This window comes from Streptococcus bovismuti, assembly GCF_042436615.2.
Lineage (GTDB): Bacteria > Bacillota > Bacilli > Lactobacillales > Streptococcaceae > Streptococcus.
On sequence record NZ_JBHMFR020000002.1, the window covers coordinates 176,058 to 195,045 of the forward strand.

The following is an 18,988-nucleotide window of genomic DNA, read 5'->3' on the forward strand; positions in this document are numbered from 1 at the left end:
AAAGAGGGAAAAGACAGATTTGAGGTTCCGCAGAAGTAAAAACAGCCCAAAGAGGGCTGTTCGATACGATTAAACTCAACTTAAATCGCAAACAAGTCATTCAAGTTCTCAGCCAAGGTTGGGTGAGTGAAGATTTGTTTTGTGAAGTAAGTGTAAGGAATCTTGTTATCCATAGCAACAGTGATGATGTTGATGATTTCTTGAGAACCTTCTGAGAAGATGCTTGCTCCAAGAATTTCTTTTGTTTCAGTATTGACAACAGCTTTGAAAGCTCCGCGAAGGTCTCCGTTTACGTGACCACGAGGCATTGCTGCAACAGGAATTTCCTTAACGGCGTATGGAAGTTTCAAATCAGCTGCTTGGCTTTCAGTCAAACCAACTTGTGAAAGTGCAGGTGTGATAAACATGGTGTTTGGTACATTGAGACGGTCTTCAAGAGTGTAGCTGCCATCTCCAGCAAGGTAGCTGTAGACAACACGGAAGTCATCAAGTGAAATGTAAGTAAATTGAAGGCCGCCGTTAACATCCCCAACTGCAAAGACACCAGGAACGTTTGTTTGACAATGTTTGTCTACTTTAATAGCACCACGTTCAGTTAGTTCAATATCTGTATTTTCAAGTTGAAGTGGTTCTACATTTGGTTTGCGTCCAGTTGCGTAAAGAAGGGCATCGAAACGGTAAGTTTCATTTTCAGTTACGACAAGGACTTGGTCACCGTCGTTTTTAATTTCAGTGGTACGGATATTTTGAAGCAATTCAATGCCGTCTTCTTCCATGTATTGTTTAGCAAGAGCAGCGATTGAAGGTTCTGCACGAGGAAGGAAAGTATCCAAGGCATCTAGAACTGTAACCTTGCTTCCAAGTTTGTTGTAAAGACCAGCAAATTCAAGACCGATATTTCCGCCACCAAGGACTCCAAGGTTTTCAGGCAATTTGTCCAAGTTTTGGATACCTGTTGAGTCAAAGACGTTTTTGCTTGTAGCGAGTCCAGGGATTGGCAAGACGTTTGAAACAGCACCAGTGTTGATGACGATTGTTTCAGCGGTCAGTTCTTTCTTTTCATCACCAGCTTGGATTTCGATGACTTTATTTGAAAGGAAGTGAGCTTCCGCATCAAAGATATCCACGCCTGTACCAGCAACAGTCGCATAGTTTTTACCGTTGAGGCGGCCAGTAATCGTGTTTTTGGTAGCAATCACTTCTTCAAAAGACAAGTCCTTCTCAGCAGCAACTAGCAAAGTCTTAGTTGGGATACAACCGATGTTGATACAAGTTCCACCGTACATAGCTTTGCTACGTTCAATAAGGGCAACTTTTTTGCCAGCTGAAGCCAATTTACCAGCTAGTGTTTTACCAGCTTTACCAAATCCGATAACGATTAAATCATAAGTTAACATTTAGAGTTCCTCCTATTCGAATTTCATTCTAGCACAAGAAAAAAACTTTTGCACAATTCTGCTACGCTTTAAAAAAGTTTATGAAATAGTGTAAATTTCAGCCTTATTTTATCAGAAAAATCGTTTACATGACATTATCGAAGGATTGGGCTATCTTTTGCTCTGGTCTTGTGTTATACTAGATAAGTTGCAAAGAAAACAGTACTTTTCTTTTGTGGAAAAGAAGCAACACGATTTTGTATCCAGTATATGAAAATACGTCATAAAAAGAAAAGTATAAACTAAGCCCTATAGGGTGGCTTCGCACCACCTTTAGAAAGAAGAATAACGTGAAATTTAATGAATTAAACTTGTCTGCTGATTTGCTAGCAGAGATTGAAAAAGCTGGATTTGTAGAAGCCAGCCCGATCCAAGAACAAACTATTCCCTCGGCTCTAGAAGGCAAGGACGTTATCGGTCAAGCTCAGACTGGTACAGGAAAAACTGCAGCCTTTGGCTTGCCAACCCTTGAAAAAATCCGTACAGAAGAAGCGACCATCCAAGCCTTGGTCATCGCTCCAACTCGTGAACTAGCTGTCCAAAGTCAAGAGGAACTCTTCCGCTTTGGCCGTAGTAAGGGAGTCAAAGTCCGCTCAGTATATGGCGGATCAAGCATTGAAAAACAAATTAAGGCTCTTAAATCTGGTGCTCATATCGTGGTGGGAACTCCAGGTCGTCTCTTGGACTTGATTAAACGCAAGGCCTTGAAATTACAAGATATTGAAACTCTTATACTTGATGAAGCGGATGAAATGCTCAACATGGGCTTCCTTGAAGATATTGAAGCTATCATCTCTCGTGTCCCTGAAAGCCGTCAAACTTTGCTTTTCTCAGCAACTATGCCAGATGCCATCAAACGTATCGGTGTTCAGTTTATGAAAGAACCTGAGCATGTGAAAATTGCGGCTAAGGAATTGACAACAGAATTGGTTGACCAATATTATATCCGAGTCAAAGAACAAGAAAAATTTGACACCATGACTCGTCTCATGGATGTGGAACAGCCTGAGCTTGCTATCGTATTTGGTCGTACAAAACGCCGTGTAGATGAATTGACTCGTGGTTTGAAAATCCGTGGCTTCCGTGCAGAAGGAATTCATGGAGACCTAGACCAAAACAAACGTCTTCGTGTCCTTCGTGACTTTAAAAATGGCAATCTTGATGTTTTGGTTGCGACAGACGTTGCAGCGCGTGGCTTGGATATTTCAGGTGTGACCCATGTCTATAACTACGATATTCCACAAGATCCTGAAAGCTATGTTCACCGTATCGGTCGTACAGGTCGTGCTGGTAAGTCAGGTCAATCTATTACTTTCGTATCACCAAATGAAATGGGCTACCTCCAAATCATTGAGAACTTGACTAAGAAACGCATGAAAGGTCTCAAACCTGCAAGTGCAGAAGAAGCCTTCCAAGCTAAAAAACAGGTAGCTCTCAAGAAAATTGAACGTGATTTTGCAGATGAGACTATCCGTGCCAACTTTGAGAAATTTGGTAAGGATGCACGTAAGTTAGCTGCTGAATTTACTCCAGAAGAATTGGCAATGTATATCTTGAGTCTGACAGTTCAAGATCCAGATAGCCTTCCTGAAGTGGAGATTGCACGTGAAAAACCACTTCCATTTAAACCATCAGGTAATGGCTTCGGTGGTAAAGGTAAGGGAGGTCGTCGTGGAGATGACCGTCGTGATAATCGCCGAGGAGACAACCGTCGTGGTGGTCGCCGTGATGATTTCAAAAAAGGAAGTCGTAGCAACGATCGTTTCGATAAGGAAAAACGTTACCGTAAGGATAATAAAAAACCACGCAATACTTCAAGCGAAAAGAAAACAGGCTTTGTGATTCGTAACAAGGGCGATAAATAAGAAAAAGCGGTTCAAAATGAATCGCTTTTTTATATAAGGAGACCGAATGTAAAAGAAAGATAAATAAAATAGATATATTATCTTCTTGTGATATTATAATATACAAAAAAAGGGAGCTTGTCAATAGAAAAGAAGCAATTTAATTAAAAATATTCTTGTTTTTTTAAATTGCAATTAAATAAGCAATTTTCAGATAATAATTGAAAATTCAAGCTGTTTATGTTATAATGATAGCGATTATATTCGAGGTGAAAAATGGCACATTTATTAGAAAAAACTAGAAAAATTACTTCTATCCTGAAGCGCTCAGAGGAGCAGTTGCAGGAAGAACTTCCCTACAATGCGATTACCCGTCAATTGGCAGACATTATTGACTGTAACGCCTGCATCGTCAATAGCAAGGGACGTCTTCTTGGCTATTTTATGCGTTATAAAACCAATACAGATCGTGTAGAGCAATTCTTCCAAACTAAGATATTCCCAGATGACTACATTCAAGGTGCGAACATGATTTACGATACAGAAGCCAATCTGACGGTTGATCATGATTTGAGTATTTTCCCTGTGGAGAGTCGTGCAGACTTTCCAGATGGTTTGACGACTATTGCACCGATTCATGTATCAGGGATTCGCCTTGGTTCTTTGATTATTTGGCGCAATGATAAAAAATTCGAAGACGAGGACTTGATTCTTGTTGAGATTGCGAGTACCGTTGTTGGGATTCAACTTCTTAATTTCCAACGTGAAGAAGATGAGAAAAATATTCGTCGCCGTACTGCTGTTACCATGGCGGTTAATACCCTTTCTTACTCCGAACTCCGTGCTGTTTCAGCAATTTTAGGGGAATTAAATGGAAATGAAGGACAGTTGACTGCGTCTGTGATTGCAGACCGTATCGGAATCACCCGCTCTGTGATTGTCAATGCCCTTCGTAAACTTGAGTCTGCAGGGATTATTGAAAGTCGCTCACTTGGAATGAAGGGAACCTATCTTAAGGTCTTGATTTCAGATATTTTTGAAGAAGTGAAGAAAAGAGATTACTAATGACTAAGGCTTTAATTTCGATTGATTATACAGAAGATTTCGTTGCTGATAGTGGAAAATTGACAGCAGGCGCTCCAGCTCAGGCAATTTCAGATGCCATCAGCAAGGTAACTCGATTAGCTTTTGAACGAGGAGATTACATCTTCTTTACAATAGATGCTCATGAAGAAAACGATTGTTTCCATCCAGAAAGCAAGCTGTTTCCTCCTCACAATTTGATTGGGACTAGTGGACGGAATTTATACGGAGATTTGGGGACCTTTTATCAAGAGCATGGTTCAGACAGTCGTGTCTTTTGGATGGATAAACGCCATTACTCAGCTTTTTCAGGGACTGACCTGGATATCCGTTTGAGAGAGCGGAGAGTGTCTACCGTTATCTTAACAGGTGTCTTGACGGATATCTGTGTCCTGCATACAGCTATAGATGCCTATAATCTAGGATATGACATCGAGATTGTTAAACCAGCTGTTGCTTCCATCTGGCCTGAAAATCATCAATTTGCCCTAGGTCATTTCAAAAATACACTCGGAGCTAAGTTAGTAGATGAAAATCTAAATGAAATTTCAGAGTAACTTGGTTGATGAAATGAAAAAAATTGAAAAAAAGTGTTGACAAGCATCCCAAAAGTTGATATACTAGTAAAGTAATCGACGCGGGGATGGCGGAATTGGCAGACGCGCAGGACTAAGGATCCTGTGACCGCTTTAGGTCGTGAGGGTTCAAGTCCCTCTCTCCGCATAGGGTAAGAGTTAGCTTAGGCTAGCTCTTTTTTCATCTAATTAAAGTAGAGCAAAAAAATTTTTGCTCTTTTTTGTATTTCATAAACATTTCATATTTGGATTTTATAATAGTCTTACAAATATGGAGGTGACAAATGAATCCAATCCAAAGAGCTTGGGCTTATGTCAGCAGAAAACGACTGAGAAGTTTTATTTTATTTCTGATTTTATTTGTTCTTTTAGCAGGAATTTCAGCCTGTTTGACTCTGATGAAGTCCAATCAAACAGTAGAGACAAATCTTTACAAATCACTCAACACATCTTTTTCTATTAAAAAGATAGAAAATGGACAGACCTTCAAGTTGTCAGACCTAGCATCTGTAAGCAAGATTAAGGGGCTGGAAAATGTTTCTCCTGAACTCGAGACGGTCGCAAAACTGAAAGACAAGGAAGCGGTGAGTGGTGAGCAGAGCGTGGAGCGTGATGATTTATCAGCTGCGGACAAGAACCTGGTTAGCTTAATGGCTCTTGAGGATTCATCCAAGGATGTCACCTTTACCAGCTCGGCTTTCAATCTAAAAGAAGGGCGACACCTTCAAAAAGGGGATTCAAAGAAAATCCTGATTCACGAAGAGTTGGCTAAAAAGAACGGTCTTTCGCTTAATGACAAGATTCGCTTGGATGCTGGACAGTCAGAATCTGGCAAAGGGCAAACAGTGGAGTTTGAGATTGTTGGAGTCTTTTCTGGTAAAAAACAAGAGAAATTCACAGGCTTGTCTTCTGACTTCAGTGAAAACCAGGTCTTTACAGATTATGAGAGTAGCCAAAGCCTTTTGGGTAATAGTGAACCTCAAGTCAGTGCAGCTCGCTTCTATGTAGAAAATCCTAAGGAAATGGACGGACTCATGAAGCAGGTGGAAAGCTTGGCTTTGGAAAATAACGGCTACCAAGTCGAGAAGGAAAACAAGGCTTTTGAACAAATCAAAGACTCAGTTGCAGCCTTCCAAACCTTCCTGACCATCTTTCTTTATGGGATTATGATAGCAGGAGCAGGAGCCTTAATTCTGGTTTTGTCTCTCTGGTTGAGAGAACGGGTCTACGAAGTGGGAATTTTACTTGCACTTGGAAAAGGCAAGGGCTCGATTTTCCTACAATTTTGTTTAGAGGTTGTTTTGGTGTCTCTCGGTGCTTTGCTTCCAGCATTTGTTGCAGGAAATGCAATCACATCTTACCTACTCCAAACCCTACTAGCAAGTGGAGATCAGGCAGCCTTACAAGACACGCTAACTAAAGCAAGTGGCTTATCAGCCAGCATCCTATCTTTTGCAGAATCCTATGTCTTTCTGTTGTTGATTAGTTGCTTATCTGTAACCCTTTGTTTCCTATTCTTATTTAGAAAATCACCTAAAGAAATTTTATCATCTATTAGTTAAGAAGGAGAAATCATGACTTTATTACAATTACAAGATGTTACCTACCGTTATAAGAACACTGCTGAAGCAGTCCTATATCAGATCAATTATAATTTTGAACCTGGGAAATTTTACAGTATTATTGGTGAGTCAGGAGCAGGAAAATCCACACTCTTGTCCCTCCTTGCTGGTCTAGATAGTCCTGTTGAAGGTTCTATCCTTTTCCAAGGAGAGGACATTCGTAAGAAGGGTTATTCTTATCATCGTATGCATCATATTTCCCTGGTCTTTCAAAATTATAACTTGATAGATTATCTTTCTCCACTGGAAAATATCCGCTTGGTCAATAAAAAGGCAAGCAAGGATACACTGCTTGAGCTTGGTTTGGATGAAAGTCAGATCAAGCGGAATGTTCTCCAGTTATCAGGTGGTCAACAGCAACGTGTTGCCATTGCTCGTAGTTTGGTCTCAGAAGCTCCAGTTATTCTAGCTGATGAGCCAACGGGAAATCTAGACCCTAAAACTGCTGGAGATATTGTCGAACTGCTCAAATCACTTGCCCAGAAAACAGGTAAATGTGTCATCGTCGTCACCCACAGTAAAGAAGTGGCACAGGCGTCAGATATTACACTTGAATTGAAGGATAAGAAACTGACTGAAACTCGCAATACGACGAAATAATATGAGCTTTTCTGTTAGAATTATAAGAAAGAACAAAATCTAGAAAGGGAACCTATGTTACACAACGCATTTGCCTATGTTACAAGGAAGTTTTTCAAATCGATTGTCATCTTCCTGATTATTCTCCTCATGGCGAGCTTAAGTTTGGTCGGCTTGTCGATTAAGGGAGCTACTGCCAAGGCTTCTCAGGAGACCTTTAAAAATATCACCAATAGCTTCTCCATGCAAATCAATCGTCGCGTTAATCAAGGAACGCCTCGTGGTGCTGGGAATATTAAGGGTGAAGATATCAAAAAAATCACTGAAAACAAGGCCATCGAGTCTTATGTGAAACGTATCAACGCTATCGGAGATTTGACTGGATATGAACTTATCGAAACGCCAGATACCAAGAAAAATCTAACACCTGACCGTGCTAAACATTTTGGAAGTAGCTTGATGATTACAGGTGTCAATGACTCCTCTAAAGAAGACAAGTTTGTCTCGGGCTCTTATAAATTGGTTGAAGGAGAGCACTTAACAAACGACGACAAGGACAAGATCCTCCTGCACAAGGACTTGGCAGCCAAACACGGCTGGAAAGTCGGGGATAAGGTCAAACTAGACTCCAATATCTACGATGCAGACAATGAAAAAGGAGCCAAGGAAACAGTCGAAGTGACAATCAAGGGACTCTTTGATGGTCACAATAAGTCGGCAGTAACCTACTCACAAGAACTATACGAGAACACAGCTATCACAGACATCCATACAGCTGCTAAACTATATGGTTATACAGAAGACACAGCTATTTATGGGGACGCAACCTTCTTTGTAACAGCGGACAAGAACTTGGATGATGTTATGAAAGAGTTGAATGGCATCAGTGGTATCAACTGGAAGAGCTATACTTTAGTTAAGAGCTCCTCTAACTACCCAGCTCTTGAGCAATCCATTTCTGGTATGTACAAGATGGCCAATCTCCTCTTCTGGGGTAGCTTGAGTTTCTCAGTTCTTCTCCTTGCCCTCTTACTCAGCCTTTGGATCAATGCCCGTCGCAAGGAAGTGGGTATTCTCCTCTCTATTGGTCTCAAGCAGGCAAGTATCTTGGGTCAATTCATCACTGAATCCATCGTGATTGCCATCCCTGCTCTTGTTTCTGCTTACTTCTTAGCTACTTACACAGCGCGTGCAATCGGAAATACTGTTCTTGCCAATGTCACTTCAGGTGTTGCCAAGCAAGCCAGCAAGGCTGCTCAAGCCTCCAACCTTGGTGGTGGTGCAGAAGTAGATGGCTTTAGCAAGACCTTGTCGAGCCTAGATATTTCCATTCAGACATCAGACTTTATCATCGTCTTTGTCCTTGCCTTGGTTCTAGTGGTTCTCGTTATGGCGCTTGCTTCAAGCAATCTCCTTAGAAAACAACCAAAAGAACTCTTGCTGGATAGCGAATAAATTTGAAAAAATTAGTCTAAAATAGAGACTACATCTTATTTTTCTATTCAAGAATGGTGGATAGAGAATGGCTATTTAACAATTCAAAATAGAGCCGAAAGCAGTGGTGAAAATCATTGCTTTCAGTTGCTTTCTTTGTACTTTAGTACTTGAATATGATATACTAAAGTTATTGAATTTATTAGAAAGGGATTTCACAACTTATATATGGGATTGTGCATAAAAATATATAGAAACCTTATCTTGAAAATAGATAGATAAATCTGTAGAAGCCTATCCATATTGTAAACATAGACTAGTAGACCTAGGAAGGGTCTACTTTGGAAAATATAGATTAGTGAGGAAAAATAAACATTATGAGACAAACAAATGTTAGAGGAACATTATCTCTCCGTGGCTTTAGAAAATTAAGAACTGGTGCAATTGTTGCGACAGGTGTGATTTTATTGGGGCTGGGCTTTTTAGCTCCAACTGTGTCAGCCAGTGAACAAGATGGTGTCTGGGTAGCCAGAACAGTTGCAGAAGTAAAGGCTGATATTCAAAAAGAAGGTGATTTATTTAAGTATGTTATTAAGTGGGGGGACACATTAAGTGTTATCAGCGAAGCAAGTAATATCCCTGTAGATGTACTCCAAGAAATGAATCAAACTTCAGGCAAGAATTTATTCTTACCGCACAATGAATTGTACTTTACTGAAGCTGAAACGATTTCAGATACAGTCACAAAACACAAGATTGTCATCAAGGAAAGTGGTGCAAGTGGCGAAGTTCGCACTTACGAAGTCTTGCTCAAGAAAGATCAAGAGACAAAAGCTGTTACTTTTGAATTAACAGATGTCACTGAGAAAGTTGAAAAAATGGCTGTGAACTATAGCCCAGTCTATCAGCCTGTATCAGCTCCAGTAGTGGAAAGAGCGGAAGAATCGGGTGAAGAACTTGCCTCAGAAGCACCAGCAGAGACAAGCCCAGAAGTTAAGGAAGAAACAGAAGCTCCAGTAGCGTCAAAAGCAGAAACAAGGTCAGAAACTTTAAATGCTCCATCTGCATATACTACAAATGGGTCAGGAAACTCAACTGAATCAAGTCCAGCAGCAGACAAGGCCCCTTCAAATATAGGAACTACAAATCAACCTGTAGCTTCAAATCCAAGTTCTGAAGCGCCAGCGCCAAAAGCAGAGGTACCAGTGACTCCGGCACCGAAAGTAGAAGCGCCATCGACTCCAATGCCAAAAGCAGAAGAACCATCGACTCCAGCACCGAAAGCAGAGGCACCAGCGTCTCCAATGCCAAAAGCAGAAGGACCATCGACTTCAGCACCAAAAGCAGAGTTACCATCGACTCCAGCACCGAAAACAGAAGAGCCAGCAACTCCAGCACCAAAAGCAGAGGCACCAGCAACTCCAGCACCGAAAGCAGAGGCACCATCGACTCCAGCACCGAAAGCAGAAGCGCCATCGACTCCAGCACCAAAAGCAGAGGTACCAGTGACTCCGGCACCGAAAGTAGAAGCGCCATCGACTCCAATGCCAAAAGCAGAAGAACCATCGACTCCAGCGCCAAAAGTAGAGGAGCCAGCGTCTTCAGCACCAAAAGCAGAAGAACCAGCAGCAACTGAGCCAAAAACAAAAGAGCCAGTGGCAACAACGCCAAAAGTGGAAGAACCATCGACTCCAGCGCCAAAAGCAGAAGAACCATCGACAACATCGAAGTCAGACGAACCAGTAGCGACTGAAACAAAAGCGGACGAACCAGTGGTAACAACACCGAAGTCAGAAGAACCATCGACAACAACGCCGAAGTCAGACGAACCAGCAACTACTGAACCAAAAGCGGACAAACCATCGGCAACAACACCGAAAGCAGAAAATTCATCTGAAGAAGTAGCACCTAAAGATGAAAAGCTTGAGGAAGCAAAAAAAGATGGAAAAGAAATTATTGAAAAAATTGCAGCTTCAAAACATAGTGAAATTGAAAAAGTTAAAGATGAAGCAGAAAAAACAAAATTAAAAGAAAAATTAAATGAATTAAAAGAAGAAGCATTAGCAGCAATAAATAATGCTAAAGATCACGATGCTGCTGTAGCTGTTGCGGATGAGTATCAAAGTAAAATTGATGAAATTGATGTTCCAGGTGAAGAATTACCAGCACCAAACTACAATAAAGATAATTTAACAAATGGTCGTAATGAAGGTACTACTATTGACAATGGAAGCACAGCGATAGGACATGGATCAGGTGAAGCTCCAACACAGCCTTCTTCAACTTCAGAAGGTACTTCAAGTTTTAGAAATGCTCCATCAGTTCAAGCAAGAGCAAGAAGAGTGGCACGTTCAACATCAGAACCAGATGGAACTGTAAATATTAGCTATAACTTTGCTGGAATGCCAGATATTCATGGCTTCCTATCTGATCCGGGAGAAGATAACACTGTGACAATTCCTGCTGGGACGAGTGAAGCACAGGCAAAAGAGCTAGTAAAAGAAAAAATTCAAGCCAAGATAAAAGACCTAGCTGCTAGAGGGTATCATGTGAAAAATGACATTATTTTTGAACAAGATACTACTGTGAAAAATTATAACTACGTTGTCACATTCACTAAGGAGGCTACAGGAACTTCAGGTTTCAGAATGGCTCCAGCAGTTCAACCGCGCGCTAGCAGAAATCGTAGAAGTCTAGAACAGCCAGCTCCTCAAAAGGTCAAAGTAAATGTATTTTATAACTTTGATAAAATGAAAGATATTGCAGGTTTCCTAGGAGATATCAATGGAACTTCTCTTGAAATCGCGGAAGGTTTATCAACTGAACAGGTGAAAGCAGCAGTCAAGAGCCAAGTTGATGCTAAGAAAGAAGAGTTGAGCAAACGCGGCTATACTTTCAAAGAGGACTATGTCTATCAAGCTAATGGGAAAGATTATAACTACGTTGTAACATTTTCAAAAGCAGCTAAATAATTTTCATTCCATAGGGAGTGAAATGTGAGCAGAGAGAGCGATAGGCTCTCTTTGTTTTATCTAGTAGCAAGTTTCTTAAAGACAAAAGGCCAATAAGAGATTATAATAAATAGAGTAGGTATTTATTCTAAGAAAAATAAAAAAGAGAGCAGTTAAAGTATGAAAATTTTAATTGTAGAAGATGAAGAGATGATCCGTGAGGGAGTCAGTGACTATTTGACGGATTGCGGTTATGAAACCATTGAGGCAGCAGACGGTCAAGAAGCCTTGGAGCAATTTTCTAGCTATGAAGTAGCCTTGGTTTTACTGGATATCCAAATGCCCAAGCTCAATGGCCTAGAAGTCCTAGCTGAGATTCGTAAAACTAGTCAGGTTCCTGTCTTGATGTTGACAGCTTTTCAGGATGAGGAATACAAGATGAGTGCCTTTGCTTCGCTCGCAGATGGCTACCTGGAAAAACCTTTTTCTCTGTCTCTCTTAAAAGTGAGGGTAGACGCGATTTTCAAGCGCTATTATGATACGGGACGAGTCTTCTCTTATAAGGATACCAAGGTGGACTTTGAGAGCTATAGTGCAAGCCTAGCAGGAGAGGAAGTGGCTGTTAATGCTAAAGAGTTGGAAATTTTGGACTATCTGGTGAAAAACGAAGGACGAGCCTTGACTCGATCTCAGATAATCGATGCCGTATGGAAAGCGACAGATGAGGTTCCCTTTGACCGTGTCATTGATGTTTATATCAAGGAACTACGGAAAAAGCTAGACTTGGATTGCATCCTCACTGTGCGCAATGTTGGTTATAAATTGGAGCGAAAATGAAACGAACAGGTTTATTTACAAAGATATTTATCTACACCTTCTCGATTTTTAGTGTTCTGGTTATTTGTCTTCATTTGGCCATTTATTTTCTCTTTCCCTCGACTTATCTGAGCCACCGTCAGGAAACCATTGGTCAGAAAGCGACAGCCATTGCCCAGTCCCTAGAAGGAAAGGATAGGCAAAGTATCGAGCAAGTCTTAGACTTGTATTCCCAGACTAGTGAGATCAAAGGGGCGGTCAAGGGAGAGATGACCGAGGACAAGTTGGAGGTTAAGGACAGTCTTCCTTTGGATACAGACCGCCAAACCACCTCCCTCTTTATTGAGGAGCGCGAGGTGAAAACACAAGACGGTGGAAGCATGACTCTCCAGTTTCTGGCCTCCATGGATTTGCAAAAGGAAGCAGAGCAGATTAGTCTTCAATTTCTGCCCTATACCTTGTTGGCCTCCTTTCTGATTTCCCTCTTGGTAGCCTACATCTATGCTCGGACCATTGTTGCCCCGATTTTGGAAATCAAGCGGGTGACCCGTCGGATGATGGATTTGGATGCCCAAGTGCGATTGCGCGTGGATTCTAAGGATGAGATTGGGGATCTCAAGGAACAAATCAATAGCCTTTACCAGCACCTTTTAACTGTCATTGCGGACTTGCATGACAAGAATGAAGCCATTCTCCAGCTGGAAAAGATGAAGGTCGAATTTTTGCGAGGGGCTTCTCATGAATTGAAAACACCTCTGGCCAGTTTGAAAATTCTGATCGAAAACATGAAAGAAAATGTCGGTCGTTATAAGGATAGAGACCGCTATCTGGGAGTGGCCTTAGGGATTGTGGATGAGCTCAATCACCATGTTCTGCAGATACTTTCCCTCTCTTCTGTGCAGGAATTACGAGATGATAGGAAAACAATAGATCTCCTCCAGATGACGCAGACTCTAGTCAAAGATTATGTCTTGCTAGCCAAGGAGAGAGAACTTCAGATTGACAATAGTTTGAACCACCAGCAGGCTTATCTAAATCCATCTGTGATGAAATTAATCCTGTCTAATCTCATCAGCAATGCTATCAAGCACTCCATTCCAGGCGGCTTGGTCCGCATCGGAGAGAGAGAAGGGGAACTTTTTATCGAGAATAGCTGTAGTCCTGAAGAACAAGAAAAACTGGCTCAGTCTTTTTCTGATAATGCTAGTCGCAAGGCCAAGGGTTCTGGGATGGGGCTCTTTGTGGTCAAGAGTCTATTGGAACATGAAAAATTACCTTATCGTTTTGAGATGAAGGAGAATCGTTTGACCTTCTTCATAGCTTTTCCAAGAATCGCCTAAGACTAGGGAGAGAAAGGGTTTACATAGATGAAGCTAGAAGAAATTCAATCGAAACTGCGGGAAAAACTAGATTTTTTTGTCAAAAAGTGATAAAATGAACAATGTAAATGGGATGACCCATAAAAATATACAGGAGGCCTGATAAAATGGCAATCGTTTCAGCAGAAAAATTTGTCCAAGCAGCTCGTGACAACGGTTATGCAGTTGGTGGATTTAACACAAACAACCTTGAGTGGACTCAAGCTATCTTGCGCGCAGCAGAAGCTAAAAAAGCTCCAGTTTTGATCCAAACTTCAATGGGTGCTGCTAAATACATGGGTGGTTACAAAGTTGCTCGCAACTTGATCGCTAACCTTGTTGAATCAATGGGTATCACTGTACCAGTAGCTATCCACCTTGACCACGGTCACTACGAAGATGCACTTGAGTGTATCCGAGTTGGTTATACTTCAGTTATGTTTGACGGTTCACACCTTCCAGTTGAAGAAAACCTTGATAAAGCTCGTAAAGTTGTAGAATTTGCTCATGCAAATGGTGTATCAGTGGAAGCTGAAGTTGGTACTATCGGTGGTGAAGAAGACGGAATCATCGGTGATGGTGAATTGGCTCCAATCGAAGACGCTAAAGCAATGGTTGAAACTGGTATCGACTTCTTGGCAGCTGGTATCGGTAACATCCACGGTCCTTACCCAGCAAACTGGAAAGGTCTTCACCTTGATCACTTGCAAAAATTGACTGAAGCTGTTCCAGGATTCCCAATCGTATTGCACGGTGGATCAGGTATTCCTGATGAGCAAATCCAAGCAGCTATCAAACTTGGTGTTGCGAAAGTTAACGTTAACACTGAATGCCAAATCGCATTCGCTAACGCAACTCGTAAATTTGCTCGTGACTACGAAGCAAACGAAGCAGAATACGACAAGAAAAAACTCTTCGACCCACGTAAATTCTTGGCTGACGGTGTAAAAGCTATCCAAGCATCAGTTGAAGAACGTATCGACGTATTCGGTTCAGAAGGTAAAGCTTAATCTAGCTGAACAATACAGATAAAACCTGCCCATTGGGTGGGTTTTTTGGCGTTTTAAGGAAACAATAAAACCATAATTTTTGATTAAAAGTATTATTTTAAGAGAAAAATTTTCAATTCCATAAACTTTAGGCAAACGCTTGCATTCTGGTTTTTATTGGACTATAATAGGTTGGTATAAAACCTTCTGTAGTAATAAAATGTAGAAGGTGTAGAAAGTAAGGATTTAGAATGTTTGTAGTCAAAAACACAATGTTGCTATTCCTTGCGCTAGGGAGAGATTTATGGCAATGATAGAAGTGGAACATCTTCATAAAAATTTTGTGAAGACAGTAAAAGAACCGGGGTTAAAGGGGGCTTTGCGCTCCTTTATTCATCCTGAAAAGCAGACCTTTGAAGCGGTCAAGGATTTGACCTTTGAGGTTCCAAAAGGACAAATTTTAGGCTTTATTGGGGCCAATGGTGCTGGGAAGTCGACAACCATTAAAATGCTGACAGGAATTTTGAAACCGACATCTGGTTTTTGTCGGATTAACGGCAAAATTCCGCAAGACAATCGCCAAGATTATGTCAAGGATATTGGAGTTGTCTTTGGACAACGTACCCAGCTATGGTGGGATTTGGCTCTGCAAGAGACCTACACGGTGTTAAAAGAGATTTACGATGTGCCGGATTCGCTCTTCCACAAGCGCATGGATTTTTTAAATGAAGTCTTGGATTTGAAGGACTTTATCAAGGATCCCGTGCGGACTCTTTCACTAGGGCAGCGCATGCGGGCGGACATTGCAGCTTCCTTGCTTCACAATCCTAAAGTTCTCTTTTTAGATGAACCGACCATTGGTTTGGACGTTTCGGTCAAGGACAATATTCGTCGGGCTATCACCCAAATCAATCAAGAGGAAGAGACAACTATTCTTTTGACCACTCACGACCTGAGTGATATTGAGCAACTCTGTGATCGGATTTTTATGATTGACAAGGGGCAGGAAATTTTTGATGGAACGGTTAGCCAGCTCAAGGAAACATTTGGCAAGATGAAGACGCTCTCCTTTGAACTGCTACCAGGTCAAAGTCATCTCCTTTCTCACTATGAAGGCCTGCCTGATATGATTATTGATAGACAGGGGACTAGCCTCAACATTGAATTCGATAGTTCTCGCTACCAGTCAGCTGACATTATCAAGCAAACCCTGTCTGATTTTGAAGTCCGTGATTTGAAGATGATGGATACGGATATTGAGGATATTATCCGTCGCTTCTATCGGAAGGAGCTCTAAGATGGTCAAATTGTGGAGACGTTATAAACCCTTTATCAATGCAGGTGTTCAGGAGTTGATTACCTATCGAGTCAACTTTCTTCTCTATCGGATTGGCGATGTCATGGGGGCTTTTGTCGCTTTCTATCTCTGGAAGGCGGTCTTTGATTCCTCGCAAGAGTCCTTGATTCAAGGCTTTAGTATGGCAGATATCACCCTCTACATCATCATGAGTTTTGTGACTAATCTTCTGACCAGGTCGGATTCTTCCTTTATGATTGGTGAGGAGGTCAAGGATGGTTCCATTATCATGCGCTTGTTGCGACCAGTGCATTTTGCGGCATCTTACCTTTTTACAGAGCTTGGCTCCAAGTGGTTGATTTTTATCTCTGTTGGCCTTCCATTTTTAAGTGTCATTGTTTTGATGAAAATCTTATCTGGGCAAGGGATTGTAGAACTGCTGGGATTAACTGTCCTTTATCTTTTTAGCTTAACCCTAGCCTACCTGATTAACTTTTTCTTTAATATCTGCTTTGGATTTTCTGCCTTTGTGTTTAAAAATCTTTGGGGTTCCAACCTACTTAAGACTTCCATAGTGGCTTTTATGTCTGGAAGTTTGATTCCCTTGGCTTTCTTTCCAAAGGTTGTTTCAGATATTCTGTCCTTCCTGCCTTTTTCATCCTTGATTTACACTCCGGTCATGATTATCGTTGGGAAATACGATGCCAATCAGATTCTTCAGGCGCTCGCTTTGCAGTTTTTCTGGCTCTTAGTGATGGTGGGCTTGTCTCAGTTGATTTGGAAACGAGTCCAGTCCTTTATCACCATTCAAGGAGGTTAGTATGAAAAAATATCAACGCATGCATCTGATTTTTATCAGACAATACATCAAGCAAATCATGGAGTACAAGGTAGATTTTGTAGTTGGTGTCCTGGGAGTCTTTCTGACTCAAGGTCTGAACCTCTTGTTTCTCAATGTCATCTTTCAACACATCCCCTCGCTAGAAGGCTGGTCCTTCCAAGAGATTGCCTTTATCTATGGTTTTTCATTGATTCCCAAGGGCTTGGACCATCTCTTTTTTGATAATCTCTGGGCATTGGGACAACGCTTGGTGAGAAAGGGAGAGTTTGACAAGTATCTGACTCGTCCTATCAATCCTCTCTTTCATATTCTAGTTGAGACTTTTCAGATTGATGCTTTGGGAGAACTCTTGGTCGGTGGTATCCTATTGGGAACAACAGTGACTAGCATTGCTTGGACTCTTCCAAAATTCCTGCTTTTCCTAGTCTGCATACCATTTGCGACCTTGATTTATACTTCCTTGAAAATTGCGACAGCCAGCATCGCTTTTTGGACCAAGCAGTCAGGTGCCATGATCTACATTTTTTATATGTTTAATGACTTTGCTAAGTATCCTATTTCGATTTACAATTCTCTCCTTCGTTGGTTAATCAGCTTTATCGTGCCTTTTGCTTTTACGGCCTACTATCCTGCCAGCTATTTCTTGCAGGATAAGGATGTGTTCTTTAACATCGGAGGTTTGATGTTGATTTCCCTTGTTTTCTTTGTCATTTCCCTTAAACTTTGGGATAGGGGCTTAGATGCCTACGAAAGTGCGGGTTCTTAAATTGAATACTATCAAAGCCTTGTCTCAGGACAGGCTTTTTCTAATAGAGATGAAATTTCTTGACATCTATTCTCAGAGTGCTATACTGTAAGTGTAATCGCCGATTTAGCTCAGTTGGTAGAGCAAGGCACTCGTAAAGCCTAGGTCACAGCTTCAATCCCTGCAATCGGCAAAGTGAAGAAGCTCACTAGGGCTTCTTTTCTTTTATCTTAACACTTTAACCACTTAGACTAAGATAAAGACCAGATAGACAAAAGAGCTTGTTCTTGAAACTAACCTCTGCTATAATGATTTTTGTAAGGGACGTGAGGCGTCACTATCAGATAACTTAAGTTTCTAAAAAAGAAATCGGAGATAAAAAATGAAAAAATTATTAGGGATTATATTTTTAGTAGCAGCAGCGACAGTAGTGTATTTTGGTTCTGTTGGATGGCCAAGTTTAAATGTCAACCTCTGGTCATTGATTCCGGTAGGGCTGTTCCTATTTTTCACTCTAGAGAATCTTTTGAAAAAAGACTATAAGGCTAGTCTGATGTGTTTGATTATTGCCTTTATTATTGCCAATGCAATTTTGGATCTATTGCCGATTTCAAGTGGTTTGGTGATTGGAGCGGGTGTACTAGCTTGTGTAGGTATTGGTTATCTTTTTCCTGATAAAGGAGGAAAATAAGATTTTTCAAATAGTGATCTGACATGATAAAGCTGGATATTAACGTTTAGGAATAGGATAAATTTAACCAATATTAATAGACCAAACTAAGAATTAAGAGTTAACGAAATCAGGAAAAAACTGAAATATTCGTTTGCTCTTTTTGTATGTTTAAATCTTTAAGAAAGATTTTTTCTGTTTGGGATAATAAAAAACTATTCCGTCTTAAAATTTTAAAGAAAGTCGGATATCATTTTTATTATAATAAATTCTACTTCAATACTTTTAAAAAATTCTCTAATTTTTATAAAAACCAATCCAAAACATTGTTTTTATCTGTATTCGATTGACAAATTTTTTATTGGTTATAAAATCGTATTATAAGATAATTATAATAAGTAGATTGCTCTCAGATAAAATGAAAGCGGTTACTAAAAGGAGGATTACATGCAAAAAGGTAATTGGAACAAAAAAAGAGTGTATAGTATTCGAAAATTTTCAGTCGGTGCTTGCTCGGTGCTTATAGGGACATGTGCTCTATTATTAGGGGCAAGCGTTAGTCTATCTTCTTCGGTATATGCCAACGAAAATGCTGCAGAAATTGTGTCAACAAATAGGACTGAGCACCAGTCTGAAAATCTGAAAACTACTGGACTCTCAAGTGAATATAAAGCTGAAGGTGTTACGACTGAAAAAGTAAGTGAAGAGCCTGCTAAAGCTGAAAATGTATCTTTAAAGGAAAATGCGG

The 18,988-nt window shown here is 40.7% G+C and carries 15 protein-coding genes, 1 tRNA gene and 1 pseudogene; 16 read left to right on the forward strand and 1 reads right to left on the reverse strand.

The window, feature by feature from the left end; all coding sequences use genetic code 11:
* Positions 1 to 80: 80 nt before the first annotated feature.
* Entirely contained in the window at positions 81 to 1,397 is a 1,317-nt protein-coding gene (locus tag ACERDH_RS03825; RefSeq protein ID WP_084889397.1) for an FAD-containing oxidoreductase, read from the reverse strand.
* 329 nt (positions 1,398 to 1,726) lie between these two features.
* Between ACERDH_RS03825 and cshA the strand changes: the two genes are divergently transcribed.
* The 16 genes and pseudogenes from cshA to ACERDH_RS03905 all read left to right on the forward strand — a co-directional run.
* Positions 1,727 to 3,301, forward strand: a complete 1,575-nt coding sequence (gene cshA / locus ACERDH_RS03830) for a degradosome RNA helicase CshA (protein WP_386679988.1) — start codon at positions 1,727 to 1,729, stop codon at positions 3,299 to 3,301.
* Between the two features lie 255 nt (positions 3,302 to 3,556).
* Positions 3,557 to 4,345: a GTP-sensing pleiotropic transcriptional regulator CodY gene (gene codY / locus ACERDH_RS03835; protein ID WP_000940738.1), complete on the forward strand. Its 789-nt coding sequence runs from the start codon at positions 3,557 to 3,559 to the stop codon at positions 4,343 to 4,345.
* Entirely contained in the window at positions 4,345 to 4,920 is a 576-nt protein-coding gene (locus tag ACERDH_RS03840; RefSeq protein ID WP_070526965.1) for a cysteine hydrolase family protein, read from the forward strand. Before codY ends, ACERDH_RS03840 begins: the two co-directional genes overlap by 1 nt.
* An 80-nt stretch (positions 4,921 to 5,000) precedes the next feature.
* Positions 5,001 to 5,086: transfer RNA gene (locus ACERDH_RS03845), tRNA-Leu, on the forward strand.
* Between the two features lie 136 nt (positions 5,087 to 5,222).
* Entirely contained in the window at positions 5,223 to 6,500 is a 1,278-nt protein-coding gene (locus ACERDH_RS03850) for an ABC transporter permease (RefSeq protein ID WP_386679993.1), read from the forward strand.
* Between the two features lie 12 nt (positions 6,501 to 6,512).
* The gene (vex2, locus tag ACERDH_RS03855; RefSeq protein WP_000173751.1) at positions 6,513 to 7,160 is read left to right on the forward strand and encodes an ABC transporter ATP-binding subunit Vex2; all 648 of its coding nucleotides are present in this window, start codon (positions 6,513 to 6,515) and stop codon (positions 7,158 to 7,160) included.
* A gap of 54 nt (positions 7,161 to 7,214) precedes the next feature.
* A complete protein-coding gene (vex3, locus tag ACERDH_RS03860) occupies positions 7,215 to 8,594 on the forward strand; it encodes an ABC transporter permease subunit Vex3 (protein WP_024057460.1) in 1,380 nt (459 codons plus the stop codon).
* Between the two features lie 356 nt (positions 8,595 to 8,950).
* Positions 8,951 to 11,545: a LysM peptidoglycan-binding domain-containing protein gene (locus ACERDH_RS03865; protein WP_386679998.1), complete on the forward strand. Its 2,595-nt coding sequence runs from the start codon at positions 8,951 to 8,953 to the stop codon at positions 11,543 to 11,545.
* A 159-nt stretch (positions 11,546 to 11,704) separates the two neighbouring features.
* Positions 11,705 to 12,361, forward strand: coding sequence for a response regulator transcription factor VncR (gene vncR, locus ACERDH_RS03870; protein ID WP_386680001.1), 657 nt, complete (start codon positions 11,705 to 11,707; stop codon positions 12,359 to 12,361).
* On the forward strand, positions 12,358 to 13,680 hold the full coding sequence (vncS, locus tag ACERDH_RS03875; protein WP_386680004.1) for a sensor histidine kinase VncS: 1,323 nt from the start codon (positions 12,358 to 12,360) through the stop codon (positions 13,678 to 13,680). The genes vncR and vncS overlap by 4 nt, the downstream gene beginning before the upstream one ends.
* 146 nt (positions 13,681 to 13,826) lie before the next feature.
* Positions 13,827 to 14,708 carry a class II fructose-bisphosphate aldolase gene (locus tag ACERDH_RS03880; RefSeq protein ID WP_020903157.1) on the forward strand — a complete coding sequence of 294 codons (882 nt, stop codon included), beginning with the start codon at positions 13,827 to 13,829 and terminating at the stop codon, positions 14,706 to 14,708.
* A 283-nt stretch (positions 14,709 to 14,991) separates the two neighbouring features.
* The gene (locus ACERDH_RS03885) at positions 14,992 to 15,984 is read left to right on the forward strand and encodes an ABC transporter ATP-binding protein (RefSeq protein ID WP_386680007.1); all 993 of its coding nucleotides are present in this window, start codon (positions 14,992 to 14,994) and stop codon (positions 15,982 to 15,984) included.
* Between the two features lies 1 nt (position 15,985).
* A complete protein-coding gene (locus ACERDH_RS03890; protein WP_386680010.1) occupies positions 15,986 to 16,804 on the forward strand; it encodes an ABC transporter permease in 819 nt (272 codons plus the stop codon).
* Position 16,805: 1 nt separating this feature from the next.
* Entirely contained in the window at positions 16,806 to 17,591 is a 786-nt protein-coding gene (locus tag ACERDH_RS03895; protein ID WP_386680013.1) for an ABC transporter permease, read from the forward strand.
* Between the two features lie 361 nt (positions 17,592 to 17,952).
* Entirely contained in the window at positions 17,953 to 18,261 is a 309-nt protein-coding gene (locus tag ACERDH_RS03900; RefSeq protein ID WP_386680016.1) for a hypothetical protein, read from the forward strand.
* Between the two features lie 426 nt (positions 18,262 to 18,687).
* Positions 18,688 to 18,829, forward strand: a pseudogene (locus ACERDH_RS03905) (YSIRK-type signal peptide-containing protein); the annotation flags it as partial.
* Positions 18,830 to 18,988 lie beyond the last annotated feature (159 nt).

Excerpts from the sequence above, each read along its gene's own strand:
- ACERDH_RS03865 (WP_386679998.1), top strand. The coding sequence starts at position 8,951 with ATGAGACAAACAAATGTTAGAGGAACATTATCTCTCCGTGGCTTTAGA.
- codY (WP_000940738.1), top strand. The coding sequence starts at position 3,557 with ATGGCACATTTATTAGAAAAAACTAGAAAAATTACTTCTATCCTGAAG.
- ACERDH_RS03850 (WP_386679993.1), top strand. The coding sequence starts at position 5,223 with ATGAATCCAATCCAAAGAGCTTGGGCTTATGTCAGCAGAAAACGACTG.
- vex3 (WP_024057460.1), top strand. The coding sequence starts at position 7,215 with ATGTTACACAACGCATTTGCCTATGTTACAAGGAAGTTTTTCAAATCG.
- ACERDH_RS03880 (WP_020903157.1), top strand. The coding sequence starts at position 13,827 with ATGGCAATCGTTTCAGCAGAAAAATTTGTCCAAGCAGCTCGTGACAAC.
- ACERDH_RS03840 (WP_070526965.1), top strand. The coding sequence starts at position 4,345 with ATGACTAAGGCTTTAATTTCGATTGATTATACAGAAGATTTCGTTGCT.
- vncR (WP_386680001.1), top strand. The coding sequence starts at position 11,705 with ATGAAAATTTTAATTGTAGAAGATGAAGAGATGATCCGTGAGGGAGTC.
- ACERDH_RS03900 (WP_386680016.1), top strand. The coding sequence starts at position 17,953 with ATGAAAAAATTATTAGGGATTATATTTTTAGTAGCAGCAGCGACAGTA.
- ACERDH_RS03890 (WP_386680010.1), top strand. The coding sequence starts at position 15,986 with ATGGTCAAATTGTGGAGACGTTATAAACCCTTTATCAATGCAGGTGTT.
- ACERDH_RS03885 (WP_386680007.1), top strand. The coding sequence starts at position 14,992 with ATGGCAATGATAGAAGTGGAACATCTTCATAAAAATTTTGTGAAGACA.
- vncS (WP_386680004.1), top strand. The coding sequence starts at position 12,358 with ATGAAACGAACAGGTTTATTTACAAAGATATTTATCTACACCTTCTCG.
- vex2 (WP_000173751.1), top strand. The coding sequence starts at position 6,513 with ATGACTTTATTACAATTACAAGATGTTACCTACCGTTATAAGAACACT.
- ACERDH_RS03895 (WP_386680013.1), top strand. The coding sequence starts at position 16,806 with ATGAAAAAATATCAACGCATGCATCTGATTTTTATCAGACAATACATC.
- ACERDH_RS03825 (WP_084889397.1), bottom strand. The coding sequence starts at position 1,397 with ATGTTAACTTATGATTTAATCGTTATCGGATTTGGTAAAGCTGGTAAA.